The sequence below is a fragment of the Streptomyces sp. NPDC054872 genome (assembly GCF_053610705.1).
This window is the reverse complement of sequence record NZ_JBSGYY010000048.1, coordinates 39,735-54,682: the sequence shown is the minus strand read 5'-3', so window position 1 is coordinate 54,682 and position 14,948 is coordinate 39,735. Positions and strand designations below refer to the sequence as shown.

The following is a 14,948-nucleotide window of genomic DNA, read 5'->3' as shown; positions in this document are numbered from 1 at the left end:
GGGGATTCGCCGTGCCGCAAGAAGCCGCCGTGAAGAGGCGGCGGAGGGAATGCGCGCGTCGCCGCGGGCGTTCTGTTGTACGAGTCACGACGAAGAGGGCGAGGAGCGGTCACAGTGCTTGATCCGCAGGATTTGTACGCATGGGAGCCGAAGGGCCTTGCCGTCGTCGACATGGCGCTCGCCCAGGAATCGGCCGGCCTTGTCATGCTCTACCACTTCGACGGCTACATCGACGCGGGCGAGACCGGCGACCAGATCGTCGAGCGGCTCACGGACAGCCTGCCCGGACAGGTGGTCGCACGCTTCGACCACGACCGTCTCGTCGACTACCGCGCGCGGCGCCCGCTGCTCACGTTCCGACGCGACCGCTGGACGGACTACGAGGTGCCCGCGCTCGAGGTGCGGCTGCTCCAGGACGCCACGGGAGCGCCTTTCCTGCTGCTCTCCGGGCCCGAGCCCGACATCGAGTGGGAGCGTTTCGCGGCGGCGATCGAGCAGATCGTGGAGCGCCTCGGCGTGCGCCTCGCGGTGAACTTCCACGGCATCCCCATGGGCGTGCCGCACACCCGCCCCGTGGGCCTCACGCCGCACGGCAACCGCACCGACCTGGTGCCGGGGCACCGCAGCCCCTTCGACGAGGCGCAGGTGCCGGGCAGTGCCGCCTCGCTCGTCGAGTACCGCCTCCTGGAGGCGGGCCACGACGTGCTCGGTGTCGCCGCGCACGTCCCGCACTACATCGCGCGCTCCGCGTACCCGGACGCCGCCCTCACGGTCCTGGAGGCGATCACCGCGGCGACGGGCCTCGTGCTGCCGAGCGTCGCGCACGGCCTGCGTACGGAGGCGCACCGCACCCAGACCGAGATCGACCGGCAGATCCAGGAGGGCGACGAGGAACTGGTCGCCCTCGTCCAGGGGCTCGAGCACCAGTACGACGCGGCGGCGGGCGGCGACGCGCGCGGGAACATGCTCGCGGAGCCCATGGACATTCCGTCGGCCGACGAGATCGGTCAGGAATTCGAGCGCTTCCTCGCCGAGCGGGAGGGCGACGCGTAGCGGAGGGGCATTCCGCGGCCGGGAAGGCGGAGCGTGATGCCACCCCCTAAGCTGCCGGTCATGCTGAAGGTGGGCCTGACCGGCGGTATCGGCGCCGGCAAGAGTGAAGTATCGCGTCTCCTCGTCGCCTCGGGAGCCGTGCTGATCGACGCCGACAAGATCGCGCGGGAAGTCGTGGAGCCCGGAACTCCCGGCCTGGCCAAGGTCGTTGAGACCTTCGGTCAGGAGATTCTCGCTCCGGGCGGCACCCTCGACCGGCCGAAGCTCGGCTCGGTCGTCTTCGCCGACCCCGCGAAGCTGGCCGCGCTGAACGCGATCGTGCATCCCCTGGTCGGCGCCCGCTCGGCCGAGCTGGAGGAGGCCGCTCCCGAGGACGCGGTGGTCATCCATGACGTGCCGCTGCTCGCGGAGAACGGCCTGGCACCCCTGTACGACCTGGTGGTCGTCGTCGACGCGAGCCCCGAGACTCAGCTGGACCGCCTCGTGCGGCTGCGCGGCATGAGCGAGGAGGACGCCCGCGCGCGGATGGCCGCCCAGGCCACGCGCGAGAAGCGTCTGGAGATCGCCGACCTCGTGATCGACAACGACGGCCCGCTGGAAGGCCTGGAGCAGCGGGTCGGCGATGTCTGGGCGGATCTCGCGCGGCGGGCGCGGGCGGCCTAGCGGGGGCGGGAAGCGGCGGGGAGTGGAATAGAGGGCGCCGTGAGGGGCGTTGACACAGTGCAGTGAGGGAAGGAGTCACGCGTGCCCGAAATAACCCCGGAGACTCATGTCATCGACTTCCGTGCGGCGGAGCAGCTCCTTGCCGCCCGGGACCCCAGAGGCGCCGTGAAGTTGCTGGACAAGGTCATCGCGGCCCATCCCGAGAACACCGCGGCACGGCTGCTGCGTGCCCGCGCCTTCTTCGCCGCCGCTCAACTCCGCGCTGCCGAGCTGGAGTTCAACGTCGTCCTGGACCGTGAGCCGGACAACGCGTTCGCCCACTTCGCACTCGCCCGCACCTACGAACGCGGGGCGCGGCCCGACCAGGCGCGGCGCCACTTCCGGCTGGCCGCGGCGCTCGACCCGCAGCCGGAGTACCTGGCGGCGGCGCGCTTCGACGACGACGGCTAACCGGCTCCCGGAGGTTCGTACGGCGGGATGTCGCGGCCCGGCTGGTAGTGCGGGCCCTGGCGGATGTGGCGCAGGACCATCACCAGGTCCGCGGTGACGATCAGCCAGAGCGCGCCGCACACCGCTGCCCACCCGGGACGGCCCGTCACGGCGAAGGCGACGGTGCCGAACGTGGCCCAGATCAGACCCCACACGCTGAGCCAGAAACGCATGCGCAGCGGACTGCGCGCGGTCACCGGTTCACTGCCTGTGCGCATCATGAGAGGCCATCTCCTCCCTGTCCGCCCTGTCCTCCCTGTTCACCCCTGTTCCCGGGACGTCTCCACCTTCCAGGATCCACCCGGGGGCGGTGGACCGGAAGGGCCCGAGGCCCCAAGATCGTAGATGCGACGATCGGGGGTATGGCTGTGCTGGACGTACTGAGGAACCGGGCGAGGACGGACGAGCGGCTCGCCGCGTGGCTGACGGATCTCGAGGGGGTGCGGGAGCCCCGGGCCGAGGCGGTGCTGCCCGCTGCCGACGAGCTGCCGGACGTACTGCTGGACCTGGCCGTGCCGCACGAGGACATCAACGACCTGGTGGCCCTGCGCGGCCGGATGGCGCGGGACCCGGAAGCGCGTTGGCTGCTGGACCGGGTCGTCGACCGGACGGTGCGGGACCTGGGAAAGCCCGGGGCCGGCCCCATGTACCCGCCCCTGCCACCGGAGTTGGGCGCACTCGGCACCTTCTTCTACGTGTATGTGTTCGTGGCGGCGCTTCCGTACGTGCGCGCGTATCACCGGAGCCGAGGCATCCCTGACGACACCTCCCGGCGTACGCTCGCGGATCTCGGGCGGCACATGGCGGTGCACCGCAGGGCGCGTGGCGGCCCCGGCCTTCTGCACCCGAGCTGGAACTCCCTGCACTTCCGGGGCGAGCTCTACCAGCTGGGCCGGCTGCAGTTCCAGCGCGCGGTTCTCGGGAAGCGGATGGGCGGCGCGGCTACCGCGGCGGGGCACCGCGCGGGACCCGGCGACCCCTACCTGAACCTTCACATCACCGACTTCCGTGGCCCGCTGTCACCGGAGTCCTGCGACCGGTCGATCGCGCTGGCCCGGGAGTTCTTCGCGCGGCACTTCCCCGAGGAACGATATGAGACAGCCGCGTGCCACTCCTGGCTGCTCGATCCGCAGCTGAGGCAGTACCTTCCGGCGGACTCGAACATCGTCCGCTTCCAGGAGCGCTTCCGCCAGGCCTCCGGCTATGAGCCGGAGGCGGACGACGCGGCACCCGTCGCCTTCGTCTTCGGCGACGGCGACCTCCCCGTGGCCGAACTGCCCAGGCGCACACGGGTGGAGCGGGCCGTGGGCGACCACCTGCGGGCGGGCGGGCACTGGTACGGGGGGCGTGGCTGGTTCCCGCTGTAGACCGCGAGGGTTCGGGGCGTGGTGGGAACGGGCCCCCGGGGCGCTTCGTTGAGGTGGCATGACTGTTGAGATGCGTGAGGGATACGCGGGGACGGGGCCCGGAGCGATCACGCCGGACGGCTGCGCGGTCGAGCTCTACACGCGCCTGTCCGTCGGGGAGGAGCCCGACGTCATCGCCGCGGCGGTGCCGGCCGGGGCGCACATCCTGGAGCTGGGCTGCGGCGCGGGACGGGTGACGCGTCCCCTGCTGGAGCGGGGGTTCCGGGTCACGGCGGTGGACGAGTCCGCCGAGATGCTGGAGAAGGTCTCCGCGCTCGACGGGCGGGTGCGTACGGTCCGGAGCCCGATCGAGGCCCTCGACCTGGGGGAGCGGTTCGAGGTGGTGATGCTCGCGTCGTTCCTCGTGCACGACGGCGACACGGCGGTCCGGCGCGGGATGCTGCGGGCCTGCCGCAGCCATGTGACGGACGACGGCTGTGTGCTGATCCAGCGGGAGGGCGCGGACTATCACACGAACCTGCCGAGGGAGCGGGTCGACCCGGCGGGCTACACGGTGCGGATCTTGTCGGCGCAGCCCCTCGGCGACGGCGTGAACGAGGTGCGCGCGGAGTACGTCTTCCCGGACGCCGTATGGACCCAGACGTTCCGCGCCCGGCCGCTGACGCAGGAGGAGTTCGAGCAGGCGCTGGAGGAGGCAGGGCTGAGGGTCGACAAATACCTGACGGAGGACGGGGTCTGGGTCCGGGCGCTGCCGATCCGCTGATTCGTACAGAGATGGTGTGCTGCGGCCGATGAGTTCTGTGGGGCGGCCCGGTCTATCCAGGTGACAGCACAACACCCCCTGCTCACCGAGGAGATCACCATGACCACGGCCGCCACTTCCGTCGCTTCTGACACTGCCGCTTCCACCGCCTCCACCCGCACCACCACCGTCGGGGGCCGCCGCTCCGTGCGGATCACCCTGCGCACGGTCCAGGTGGTGCTCGGCCTGTTCTTCGCTCTCGCCAGCGGCGCACCGAAGCTGATCGCGCACCCCACAGCCGTCGAGGCCTTCGAGAGGCTCGGATGGGGCGATCCGGGGATGTACACGATCGGCGCGCTCGAGGTGCTCGGCGGGATCGCGCTGCTGATTCCGGTGCTCAGTTCCGTCGGTGCGACGGCCCTGGTCGGGCTGATGATCGGCGCGTTCGTCGTGAGCGTGTCCGCGCTCGGCGGGGAGAACGCCGCCACGCCGCCCATCCTGATCCTGCCGCTCGCGTGGATCGCGTGGGCGCGGCGCGAACAGACGCCGAAGCTGGTCCGTCTCCTCGCGCGGCGCGGGGAGTGAAACCCGGGCACCGGGGTGGAGTTCCGCCCCTGCTCAAGCCCCTGTCCCGGTGTTGAGGGCTCGGCCGCACCGCGGGTGAGCCCCCAACACCGGGACAGGGGCGTCGTCAGCCCTCGATGCCGCGCAGTCGTTCCAGCTCGCGGCGGTCGCGCTTGGTGGGGCGGCCCGTTCCCCGGTCCCGTACGCCGGCGGGGGCCACGGCCTCGCGGGGCGGCGGGGGAGGGCTGTTGTCGACGTAGCACTCGACGGCCACCGGGGCGCCGACGCGCTTGCGGATGAGGCGCTTGACGACGACGACGTGTTCGCGGCCGCCCGCGTGGCGCAGGCGCACCTCGTCACCGACGTGGAGGCCGTAAGCGGGCTTCACGCGCTCGCCGTTGACGCGCACATGGCCGCCCTTGCAGGCCGCCGCGCCCATGGAGCGGGTCTTCACCAGGCGTACGGACCAGATCCAGGCGTCGACGCGCACCGAGCCCCCGCCAGTACCCGCGCCACCGCTGCCCGTGGCCGTGCCCGCCGGTGCACCACCGGACCCGTTACCGCCGCCACCGCCTGCATTCTGCGAAGCCATGCTCCGACTTTAGTGCCTGCCCGGTGGTTCAGGGCCGGGGTGCGGGCTGTGCGGCAGCAGTGCGGCATCCCCGCCCGCCCGGCGAGCCGCACGGGAACCGCTCCCCTCGAAGTCCGATAATTCGGCCTATTCGCCGCAAAGCGGGACGTAGACCGAGGGGTGCCGCCCATGAAGCTCGAAGCCACTGTCGATGGCCTGATGGACACGTTGCGGGCCGACCTCGTACGCCTCGCCTCGATCCCGTCGATCGCCTTCCCCGGCTTCCCGTCCGCACCGGTGCGAGAGGCGCACGACCTGGTGGTCGAGCTGTTGCGGGACGCGGGGGTGCCCCATGTCGAACAGCTCGACCTGCCGGACACCGCGCCCGTGATCTACGGGGAGATCCCGCCGCCGACCCCCGAGGCACCCACGGTCCTGCTCTACGGGCACTACGACGTCCAGCCGCCCGGCGACGAGAGCCTGTGGAAGTCGCCGCCCTTCGAGCCGACTCCCATCGACGAGGGAGGGGGCGGCCTGCGCGCCCGCGGCATCGCGGACGACAAGTCCAACGTCATCGCGCATCTGGGAATGCTGCGGGCCTACGGCGGCCGCCCGCCGGTCGGAATCAAGATCGTCATCGAGGGCCAGGAGGAGTACGGCAGCTCCTTCGACGCATACCCGCCCACCGACCCGGAGCGCTTCGCCTGCGATGCCATGGTCGTCGCCGACCTCGGCAACCTCCGGCCGGGCACCCCCACCCTCACCACCGCCCTGCGCGGCGCGGCCGAGGTCGTGGTGGAGGTGCGCACCCTCGACGAGCCGCGCCACAGCGGGGAGTTCGGCGGCGCGGCGCCCGACGCGCTGCTCGTGCTGCTCAAGGCCCTCGCCACTCTGCACGACGTACACGGAGACGTGGCCGTGGAGGGGCTGCGGCGCGAGGAGTGGAGCGGCACGGGCTACACCGACGAGGAGTTCCGCGAGCTCGCCGGGGTGGTGGACGGAGTGCCGCTCGTGGGCAGCGGCAGCCTCGGTGAACGGCTGTGGAGCGGCCCCGCGATCACCGTCATCGGCCTGGACGCGCCGAGCGTCGAGCACGCGGCGTCGGCCGTCGTGCCGTACGCGCGCGCCAAGTTGAACCTCCGCTTCCATCCCCGTCAGGGTGCGCGGGAGGCCCAGGCGAAGCTGGTCGAGCACCTGCGTTCGCTCACTCCCTTCGGCGTCCCCCTCACCGTCACGCCCGGTGACACCGGCCCCGGTTACGAGGCGGCCACCGGCGGACCCGCCTACCGCGCCGCCCGCGCCGCACTCAAGGAGGCCTGGGGCGAAGAGGCCTCGTCCGTGGCGACCGGCGGCTCCATCCCGCTGGTCAACGGTCTCGCCGAGGCGGCACCCGGCGCCGAGGTCCTGCTCTTCGGCGCCCAGGACGGCATGTGCAACCTGCACGCGCCGAACGAACGCGTCCTCTTCTCCGAGCTGCGCAACACGGTCGTCGCCATGACGGCCTTCGTGCGTGAGTACGCCGCCGGCTTCGGCGCCACCCCCGGCGACGAAGAGGGCGGCGCATGAGCACCACCGCGACCGACCCCGGAACGGAAGAACCGGGGCGCAAAAGGAAGTTCACCTTCCCCAGCGCCCTGACCATCCTCGCGATCGTCACCGTCGCCGTCTGGCTGCTCGCCTTCCTCATCCCGTCCGGCGCCTACGACCGCGACGACAAGGGCGCCCCCGTCCAGGGCAGCTACCACCGCGTCGACTCCGGCCAGACCTTCGTCGACCGGCTCAATGACCTCTTCCTCGCCCCGGTCAACGGCCTGTACGGCATCCAGGACGAGAAGTCGGGCGTGGTCGGGCCCGACATGGCCGGTGAGCTGTACGGCAGCGCGGGCGTCTTCCTGTTCGTGCTCGCCATCGGCGCGTTCATCACCGTCGTCTTCGCCACCGGCGCCCTCGACCGCGGCATCGGCCGCCTCGCGCACCGGCTGCGCGAGCGCGGCGCGATGCTGATCGCGGGAGTGATGCTCGTCTTCTCCGTCCTCGGCACGGTCGAGGGCTTCGCGGAGGAGACGCTCGGCTTCTACGGCCTCATCGTGCCGCTGATGCTCGCTCTCGGCTACGACCGCATGGTCGCGGTCGGCGCGATCATCCTGGGCGCCGGCATCGGCGTGCTCTGCTCGACGGTCAACCCGTTCGCGACCGGCGTCGCCTCGTCCGCCGCCGACATCTCGCTCGGCGACGGCATCATTCTGCGGTTCGCGATGTGGATCGTCCTGACCGCGGTCACCATCGCCTACGTCATCCGCTACGCGAGGCGCGTACAGCGGAACCCGGCGCGCTCCCTCTCCGGCTTCCTGCCCGGTGACCGGGAGCAGACCGCCGCCGACGCGGGCGAGGTGCCCGAACTGACCCGCCTGCACAAGGCCGTGCTCGTCCTGGTCGCGCTCGTCTTCGCGTTCATGATCTTCTCGGTGGTGCCCTGGTCGAGCGCGCTGACGGGCAACGCGGACGCGAAGCCGTACGGCTTCGAACTCGACTGGTCCTTCCCGCAGCTCGCGGCGCTCTTCCTCGTCGCGGCCGTACTCGTCGGGTGTGTGGCACGGATGGGCGAGCAGCGACTCAGCTCGACGATCATCCAGGGCGCCGCCGACTTCATCTCGCCCGCGCTGGTCATCGTGCTCGCCCGCGGCGTCACGGTGATCATGAACAACTCGAAGGTCACGGACACCGTCCTGCACTCCATCGAGGGTGTGGTCAAGGGCACGTCCTCCGGCCTCTTCGCGATCATCGTCTTCGTCGTGAACCTGCCGCTCGCCTTCCTCATCCCGTCCACCTCGGGCCACGCGACCCTCGCCATGCCGATCCTCGCCCCGCTCGCCGACTTCGCCGGGGTCTCGCGCTCCGTCGTCGTCACGGCCTGGCAGGCGGCGAGCGGCTGGATGAACCTCTGGGTCCCGACCACGGCCGTGACCATCGGCGGCGTCGCACTCGCGAAGGTCGGTTACGACAAGTACCTGCGCTTCGTGTGGCCGCTGCTCGCCATCCTGTTCGTCCTGATCTGCGCCTTCGTGGCGCTTGGAGCGGCTCTCACATGACAACGAACGCACCAGCTACAGCTACGCCCGCCGCGGCCCGTCCGTCGGCCGCCGCCTACCGCAATCTCGTCGTGGCCACCGTCGGGTTCACCCTCACCTTCTGGGCGTGGGACCTGATCGCACCGCTCGGCAGCGACTTCGGGGAGCGGCTCGGGCTCTCCTCGTTCGCGCAGTCCCTGCTGGTCGCCGTGCCGGTCATCGTCGGCTCACTCGGCCGCGTCCCGGTCGGGGCGCTCACCGACCGCTACGGCGCCAAGCTGATGTTCCCGCTGGTCTCGGCGCTCACCATCGTGCCGGTGCTGCTGATCATCCCGGCCAGGGACAACTACGTCGCGATGCTCGCGGTCGGTTTCCTGCTCGGCCTCGGCGGGACGACGTTCGCGATCGGCATCCCGCTGGTCAACTCCTGGTTCCCGCCGGCCCACCGCGGCTTCGCGCTCGGTGTCTTCGGGATGGGCATGGGCGGTGTGGCGCTCTCCGGCTACTTCACGCCCCGGATCGCCAAGCACGGCGACAACCTCCCCTTCCTGGTCGTGGCGATCGCGCTGGCGGCCTACGCGGTGCTCGCGGCGCTGCTCATCTCCGACCGCCCCGACCGTCCGGTGCCGACGAGTCCGCTCACCACGCGCCTCGGTGAGGCGGGGCGGCTGCGGGTGACGTGGGAGCTGTCCGCGCTGTACGCGATCGGCTTCGGCGGCATCGTCGCCTTCGGGGTCTATCTGCCCACGTACCTGAAGACCTGGTACGACCTCTCGCCCACCGACGCGGGCACCAAGGCGGCCGGGTTCGCGCTGGTCACGGTCATCTTCCGGCCCATCGGCGGCTGGCTCTCCGACCGGATCCACCCGGCGACGGTCACCTCGTGGGCCCTCGCGGTCGTCGCCGTCTTCGCCATCGCCCAGGCCTTCGAACCGTCACTGAACCCGGGCGGCACGATCTGCTTCCTGGTCATGGCGGCCGGGCTCGGCACGGCGAGCGGCAGCGTCTTCGCCCTCGTCTCCCAGGTGACGCCGCAGGCACAGGTCGGCTCCGTGACCGGGATCGTGGGCGCGATGGGCGGCCTCGGAGGCTTCGTCCCGCCCCTCGTCATGGGCGCGATCTACAGCGCCAAGGACTCGTACTCGATCGGCTTCATGCTGCTCTCGGACCTGGCGCTCGCGGGCTGTGTGTACGCGTACGGGCGGATGCGGGGGCTGCGGGCCCAGTAGCCCGGCGTTCCGCGAACCCGCCGGGCCGGATGCCTCATCCGGCCCGGCCGGCGCTCTCCCGGTCTGTTTCTTCGCCTGATTCGCCCGATTCGCCTTCTACGGCTCCTTCGGCTTCTTCGCCGAACAGATGCCGGACCGTGGAGCGGTAGTTGGTCTGCACGTGGGCCAGCGCCACGTCACGCGCACGCTCCGCGTCCCCGGACGCCACCGCCTCGTACAACTCCCGGTGCTCCGCGAGCAGATGCGTCCACTCCTCATTGCGCCGCGTCATCCACCGAAGACGCCCGTCCACCGGCTCCATGACCGAGGTCAGCAGGCCGTTCCCCGCCATCGACAGGAGGCGGTCGTGGAAGCGCGTGTTGATGTCCGTGATCGCCTCCGCGTCCGCCGTGCGCGTCGCCTCGGCCGCGCGGTCGAGCAGCTCGGCGAGCTCGGCGAGTCCCTCCTTCGTGGCCCGCTCCGCCGCGCGCCCCGTCGCGAAGACCTCCAACGCCTCGCGCAGCTCGAAGAGTTCGGCCACGTCGGTACGGGTCAGACGGCGGACCACGGTTCTGCGCGGGGTCTCGAAGGTGACGAAGCCCTCGGCCACCAGGGCACGGATCGCCTCGCGGACCGGAACCCTGGACACCCCCAGGCGCTCCGCGAGCTCCCGTTCGACCAGGCGGTCACCCGGCCCCAGGCGCCCGGCGATGATCTCCTGCCGCAGCTCGGCGAGCACTCGTTCGCGTACGGCGGCCAGCGGCTGCTCCACGGTCGTCATGGGGTCCATCATTGCCGAACCTCGCATCGATTTACCGATTCGTAACCGTACGGACATTGCCGGGCGCTCCTGAGGGCGGGAGCATGACGGAATCTTTGGTATACCAAACTTTGGTATACCAAAGAACGCCACATCCTTGTCCCCCCGCGACGCACCCCCGTCCCCCCGCACGCCGCACCTCCGTCCCCCTTCGCAGGAGGCCCCGTGTCCCTCACCCCCGTGACTCCCGCCCGACGCGCCGACTCCCCGGGCGCCGAGACCGACTTCGTGCCCGACCCCCGCCTCACCAACGAAGACCTCGCCCCCTCCGTCGAACGCAAGTGGAAGGTCTTCGACCTCTTCGCCCTGTGGATGTCGGACGTCCACAACCTGGGCAACTACACTTTCGCGGCAGGCCTGTTGGTCCTCGGCCTGAACGTCTGGCAGATCTTCACCTCCCTGCTCGTGGGCTTCGTGCTCATCTACGCCGGGATGAACATGATGGGACGCATCGGCCAGCGCCACGGCGTGCCGTTCCCCGTCGTCAGCCGCATCAGCTTCGGCGTCTGGGGCGCCAACATCCCCGCCCTGATCCGGGCCGTGATCGCCATCATGTGGTACGGAATCCAGACCTACCTGGCATCCATCGCCGTCAACGTCATGCTGATCGCCGCCTTCCCGGGCCTGGACGCGTGGACCGAGCACTCCTTCCTCGGCCTGCACGCCCTCGGCTGGTGTTCGTTCGTCGCCCTCTGGCTCGTCCAGGGGCTGATCATGACCCAAGGCATGGAATCCGTACGGAAGTTCCAGGACTTCTGCGGGCCCGCCATCTGGGTCGTGATGATCGCCCTGGCGGTGTGGATCCTCTGGAAGGCCGGCTGGACCATCTCGCTCACCAGCACCCCGAACCCGGTCTCCACCGGTGAGCAGGTGCGGCAGTGGTTCGGCGCCATCGGGCTCATCCTCGCCACGTACGGCACGCTGATGCTCAACTTCTGCGACTTCTCGCGCTTCGCCCCCGACTACCGCACCGTCAAGCGCGGCAACTTCTGGGGCCTTCCCATCAACTCCACGGCCTTCGTGATCCTCTCCGTCATCGTCACCGCGGGCAGCCTGGAGGTCTTCGGCAAGGCGATCACCGACCCCGCCGAACTGGTCGCCGAGATCGGCAACACCTGGGTGCTGATCTTCGGGGCGCTCACCTTCGCGGTCGCCACGATGGGCGTGAACATCGTGGCCAACTTCGTCTCGCCCGCGTACGACCTCGCCAACGTCTGGCCGCAGAAGATCACCTTCAAGATCGGCGGACTCATCTCCACGGTCGCGGCCCTGCTCGTCACCCCGTGGAACCTGTACTCCAATCCGACCGTCGTGAACTACTTCCTCGGCGGGCTCGGCGCCTTCCTCGGACCGCTGTTCGGGATCATCGCGGTCGACTACTTCTGGGTGAAGCGCGGGCGCATCGACGCCGAGGCGCTCTTCAAGGCCGAGCCCGGATCGGCGTACTACTACAAGAGGGGAGTCAACCCGAAGGCGCTGGGGGCGTTCGTGCCGACCGCCGGTGTCGCCGCGGTGTGCGCGCTCGTGCCGTTCTTCGACTACGTCGCGCCGTACTCCTGGTTCATCGGGACGGCCACGGCCGCGCTGCTGTACGCGGCGCTGTGCCGCGCCGAGCGGACCGCGGCGCTCACGGAAGCGGCGGAGGTGGAGGCCTAGTGCGCATCGTCGTCACCAACTGCAACACCACGCGGGCGATGACCGAGGAGATCGTGCGGGGTGCCAGGGGCGCGGCCGCTCCCGGCACCACGATCACCGGGCTCACCCCCGCCTGGGGGCCTCAGTCCGCCGAGGGATGGCTCGACAGCTACCTCTCGGCGGCCGCCGTCCTCGACACCCTGCGCGGATACGAGGAGTCGTACGACGCCGTGGTCATGGCCGGGTTCGGCGAGCACGGACGCGAGGGCGCCCGGGAACTCCTGGACGTGCCCGTCGTCGACATCACCGAGGCCGCCGCGCATCTCGCCTGTCTGCTCGGGCGGCGGTACGGCGTCGTCACCACCCTCGACCGGGCGCGCGGCCAGATCGAGGACAGCCTGCACGCGGCGGGCGTCGCGCAGAACTGCGCGGCGGTGGTCGGAACCGGGCTCGGCGTCCTCGACCTCGGGGACTCCGAGATCACCGCCCGAGCCTTCCTGGCCGCCGCCGAGCGGGCCCGTGACGCGGGCGCCGAGGTCCTGGTCCTTGGCTGCGCGGGGATGACCGGCCTGCAGGAGAAGGTCGGCACGGCTCTCGACATGCCGGTGGTCGACGGAGTGGCCGCGGCGGTGAAACTCGCCGAGTCCCTGATCACCCTGGGCCTGACCACGAGCCGGGCGGGCGGCTACGCCAAACCCTTGCCCAAGGAACGGATTTGGGGACGGGGGTGGGGTGATCGCGGGTCATACCGGTGACTTGGCCAACCCCGCCCCGGGTGCGCGTACTTCCGGGTGTGCCTGATCGGGCCCGTGGCGAGATCGTGGCCGAGGCTGGAGTGGCTGCTCATGGGTGGTCGGTTGTCAGGCCCAGGTTGAGCGGGCAGGCGTCGGTGGATATGCCAAGCGTTCGCTGCGGGTGGGGACTTGGCGCGGCCGTCGGAGTGATTCTCGCGGTCATCTGTCGCCCGTCCGGCGGTGCAGGAGGCATGGCAGCGGCCCGACCACCGCAGACTCCGGGGAACGCGCCGGGCCCGTCCGGCGCCGAACAACTGGAGGTGCCCGGTGTCGCAGTCGCAGCCGCCCTTCCGATCACCCGGCCGAACCCGCCCCCGCCTCGCCCGTCTCCTCGCCGCCACCCTCCTGGTGAGCGCGGTGGCGTCCGGCGCCGCTCAGGCGGACGGCGTCGGCCCCCGTGACGAAGAGGGACCCGCGTCCGCCCCGCCGGCCACCGAATTCTGGGTCGACCCGAACAGCGCCGCCGCCCGTCAGGTCACCGCATGGCGAAACCAGGGCCGGACCGCCGACGCCCAGCTCATCCAGCGCATCGCGGACCGCCCCCAGGCCGTCTGGCTGTACGCCGCCGACCCCGGGCCCACCGCCCGCGCCGTCACGGTCGCGGCCGCCGCGGCAGGGCGCACCCCCGTGCTTGTCGCGTACTTCATCCCGCACCGCGACTGCGGCGACTACTCCGGAGGCGGGGCGGCGACCGCCTCGGAGTACCGGCAGTGGGCCGACGAACTCGCCGCGGGCATCGGCGACCGCGCCGCGTACGTCATCGTCGAACCGGACGCCGTCGCGCAGGAGATCGCGGGCTGCGCGAAGGCCGACGCCGACGAGCGGTACGGCCTGCTCGCCCACGTCGTCGACCGGCTCAAGGCCCGTCCGCACACCAAGGTCTACCTGGACGCGGGCAACCCCGGCTGGATCCCCGACGAAGGGCGCCTCGTCGCCCCGCTGCGACAGGCCGGGATCGCCAAGGCCGACGGATTCGCCGTCAACACGTCCAACTTCCATACGAACGCCGAGAGTTCGGCGTACGGGCGCCGCATCGCCACGGCACTCGGCGGCGCCAAGCACTTCGTCGTGGACAGTAGCCGCAACGGAAACGGCACCTACACCGGCGACGGCGACAAGCCCTGGTGCAACCCCCCGGGCCGCGCCCTCGGCACCCCGCCGACCGCCGCCACCGGTGACCCCGCCCTCGACGCCTACCTGTGGATCAAGCGGCCCGGCGAGTCCGACGGGACGTGCCGGGGCGGGCCGAAGGCCGGGCAGTGGTGGCCGGAGTACGCGCTGGGGCTCGCGAGCAGGGCACAGGGGTAGCCGAGCGCATCAGGCGGCGGGCGGCGTGTCCGGGACCACGGCCGTGGCGGTGATCTCGACCAGCTGGCCGGGGTAGCCGAGGCACGTCGTGCCGAGCAGCGTCGAGGTGTGCGGGCCCTTCGCGAGCAGGTCGGAGGCACGGATCACCTCCCACGCCTCGCTCAGCGGGCCCGGCTCGTCACTCACCACGTACACCGTGCTGGCCACCACCTGCGTCAAATCACTGCCGATCGCGCGCAGGGCCTCGTCGAGATTGGCGATGACTTGTCCGGTCTGGCGTGCCACGTCTCCCTCTCCCACGAGGTTCCCCTCCGGATCCAGGGGCACGGAACCCGCCATGAAGGCGAGCGTGGTGCCGGCCTCGACGAGGGCGGCGTGGGCGTATCCGGGCGGCGGGAAGAGGGTGGGCACGACGGTGCGCTGTGTGGTGGTCATGGGCCCGATCCTGGGGGAGCGGGGTGCGGGGGCGCATCCGAATTCCGCCGGGGCGGGCCGCGTCGCCCCCTGCCGCCCGGCGCCGGCCCCCGAGCGGCTGGCCTAGGCTGAGGTGCGGGAATGGCGCGCAAGTGACTGAGGGTGAGCGAGGTGGTGCACGTGAGGGCGGGGGTCGCCGCGAGCACGGACGCCGCCGACGCCGGGCCTTCCACTGACGCCGAGCCGCTGCTC

The 14,948-nt window shown here is 71.1% G+C and carries 16 protein-coding genes; 12 read left to right on the top strand and 4 right to left on the bottom strand.

What is annotated here, in order from left to right; translation table 11 throughout:
• Positions 1–114 precede the first annotated feature (114 nt).
• The 3 genes from ACWGIH_RS38265 to ACWGIH_RS38255 all read left to right on the top strand — a co-directional run bounded on the left by ACWGIH_RS38265 (position 115) and on the right by ACWGIH_RS38255 (position 2,166).
• A complete protein-coding gene (locus tag ACWGIH_RS38265) occupies positions 115–1,053 on the top strand; it encodes a PAC2 family protein (protein ID WP_453448511.1) in 939 nt (312 codons plus the stop codon).
• 60 nt (positions 1,054–1,113) lie between these two features.
• Positions 1,114–1,716, top strand: a complete 603-nt coding sequence (gene coaE, locus ACWGIH_RS38260) for a dephospho-CoA kinase (RefSeq protein ID WP_453448512.1) — start codon at positions 1,114–1,116, stop codon at positions 1,714–1,716.
• Between the two features lie 81 nt (positions 1,717–1,797).
• The gene (locus ACWGIH_RS38255) at positions 1,798–2,166 is read left to right on the top strand and encodes a tetratricopeptide repeat protein (RefSeq protein WP_453448513.1); all 369 of its coding nucleotides are present in this window, start codon (positions 1,798–1,800) and stop codon (positions 2,164–2,166) included.
• Here the strand turns inward: ACWGIH_RS38255 and ACWGIH_RS38250 are convergent.
• Positions 2,163–2,423, bottom strand: coding sequence for a DUF6343 family protein (locus ACWGIH_RS38250; RefSeq protein ID WP_453448554.1), 261 nt, complete (start codon positions 2,421–2,423; stop codon positions 2,163–2,165). The two genes, ACWGIH_RS38255 and ACWGIH_RS38250, sit on opposite strands and share 4 nt — an antisense overlap.
• A gap of 246 nt (positions 2,424–2,669) precedes the next feature.
• On the opposite strand from ACWGIH_RS38250, the gene ACWGIH_RS38245 reads away from it, so the two are divergent.
• From ACWGIH_RS38245 to ACWGIH_RS38235, 3 genes are all read left to right on the top strand, one after another.
• Complete coding sequence (locus ACWGIH_RS38245) at positions 2,670–3,572, top strand: acyltransferase domain-containing protein (RefSeq protein WP_453448555.1); 903 nt, start codon at positions 2,670–2,672, stop codon at positions 3,570–3,572.
• A 70-nt stretch (positions 3,573–3,642) separates the two neighbouring features.
• Complete coding sequence (locus ACWGIH_RS38240; RefSeq protein ID WP_453448556.1) at positions 3,643–4,335, top strand: class I SAM-dependent methyltransferase; 693 nt, start codon at positions 3,643–3,645, stop codon at positions 4,333–4,335.
• Positions 4,336–4,434: 99 nt separating this feature from the next.
• Entirely contained in the window at positions 4,435–4,899 is a 465-nt protein-coding gene (locus ACWGIH_RS38235) for a DoxX family protein (RefSeq protein WP_453448514.1), read from the top strand.
• A 106-nt stretch (positions 4,900–5,005) separates the two neighbouring features.
• Here ACWGIH_RS38235 and ACWGIH_RS38230 read toward each other — a convergent pair whose 3' ends face one another.
• Positions 5,006–5,470: an RNA-binding S4 domain-containing protein gene (locus ACWGIH_RS38230; protein ID WP_453448515.1), complete on the bottom strand. Its 465-nt coding sequence runs from the start codon at positions 5,468–5,470 to the stop codon at positions 5,006–5,008.
• Positions 5,471–5,638: 168 nt separating this feature from the next.
• Here ACWGIH_RS38230 and ACWGIH_RS38225 point away from each other — a divergent pair, with 168 nt between their 5' ends.
• The 3 genes from ACWGIH_RS38225 to ACWGIH_RS38215 are packed head-to-tail and all read left to right on the top strand — an operon-like array spanning position 5,639 to position 9,746.
• Positions 5,639–7,015 (top strand): M20/M25/M40 family metallo-hydrolase, encoded by a 1,377-nt coding sequence (locus tag ACWGIH_RS38225; protein WP_453448516.1) that lies wholly within the window; start codon positions 5,639–5,641, stop codon positions 7,013–7,015.
• The gene (locus ACWGIH_RS38220) at positions 7,012–8,538 is read left to right on the top strand and encodes a YfcC family protein (RefSeq protein WP_453448517.1); all 1,527 of its coding nucleotides are present in this window, start codon (positions 7,012–7,014) and stop codon (positions 8,536–8,538) included. The genes ACWGIH_RS38225 and ACWGIH_RS38220 overlap by 4 nt, the downstream gene beginning before the upstream one ends.
• Positions 8,535–9,746, top strand: coding sequence for an MFS transporter (locus ACWGIH_RS38215; RefSeq protein ID WP_453448518.1), 1,212 nt, complete (start codon positions 8,535–8,537; stop codon positions 9,744–9,746). The genes ACWGIH_RS38220 and ACWGIH_RS38215 overlap by 4 nt, the downstream gene beginning before the upstream one ends.
• Before the next feature lie 34 nt (positions 9,747–9,780).
• On the opposite strand, the gene ACWGIH_RS38210 is transcribed toward ACWGIH_RS38215, so the two are convergent.
• Positions 9,781–10,506 carry a GntR family transcriptional regulator gene (locus ACWGIH_RS38210; protein WP_453448519.1) on the bottom strand — a complete coding sequence of 242 codons (726 nt, stop codon included), beginning with the start codon at positions 10,504–10,506 and terminating at the stop codon, positions 9,781–9,783.
• 219 nt (positions 10,507–10,725) lie between these two features.
• Between ACWGIH_RS38210 and ACWGIH_RS38205 the strand changes: the two genes are divergently transcribed.
• The 3 genes from ACWGIH_RS38205 (at position 10,726) to ACWGIH_RS38195 (ending at position 14,282) form a co-directional block, all read left to right on the top strand.
• Positions 10,726–12,201, top strand: coding sequence for an NCS1 family nucleobase:cation symporter-1 (locus ACWGIH_RS38205; protein WP_453448557.1), 1,476 nt, complete (start codon positions 10,726–10,728; stop codon positions 12,199–12,201).
• Complete coding sequence (locus ACWGIH_RS38200) at positions 12,201–12,935, top strand: aspartate/glutamate racemase family protein (RefSeq protein ID WP_453448520.1); 735 nt, start codon at positions 12,201–12,203, stop codon at positions 12,933–12,935. Before ACWGIH_RS38205 ends, ACWGIH_RS38200 begins: the two co-directional genes overlap by 1 nt.
• 306 nt (positions 12,936–13,241) lie before the next feature.
• Complete coding sequence (locus ACWGIH_RS38195; RefSeq protein WP_453448521.1) at positions 13,242–14,282, top strand: glycoside hydrolase family 6 protein; 1,041 nt, start codon at positions 13,242–13,244, stop codon at positions 14,280–14,282.
• A gap of 9 nt (positions 14,283–14,291) precedes the next feature.
• Here ACWGIH_RS38195 and ACWGIH_RS38190 read toward each other — a convergent pair whose 3' ends face one another.
• Positions 14,292–14,717, bottom strand: a complete 426-nt coding sequence (locus ACWGIH_RS38190; RefSeq protein ID WP_453448522.1) for a RidA family protein — start codon at positions 14,715–14,717, stop codon at positions 14,292–14,294.
• Positions 14,718–14,948: the final 231 nt, after the last annotated feature.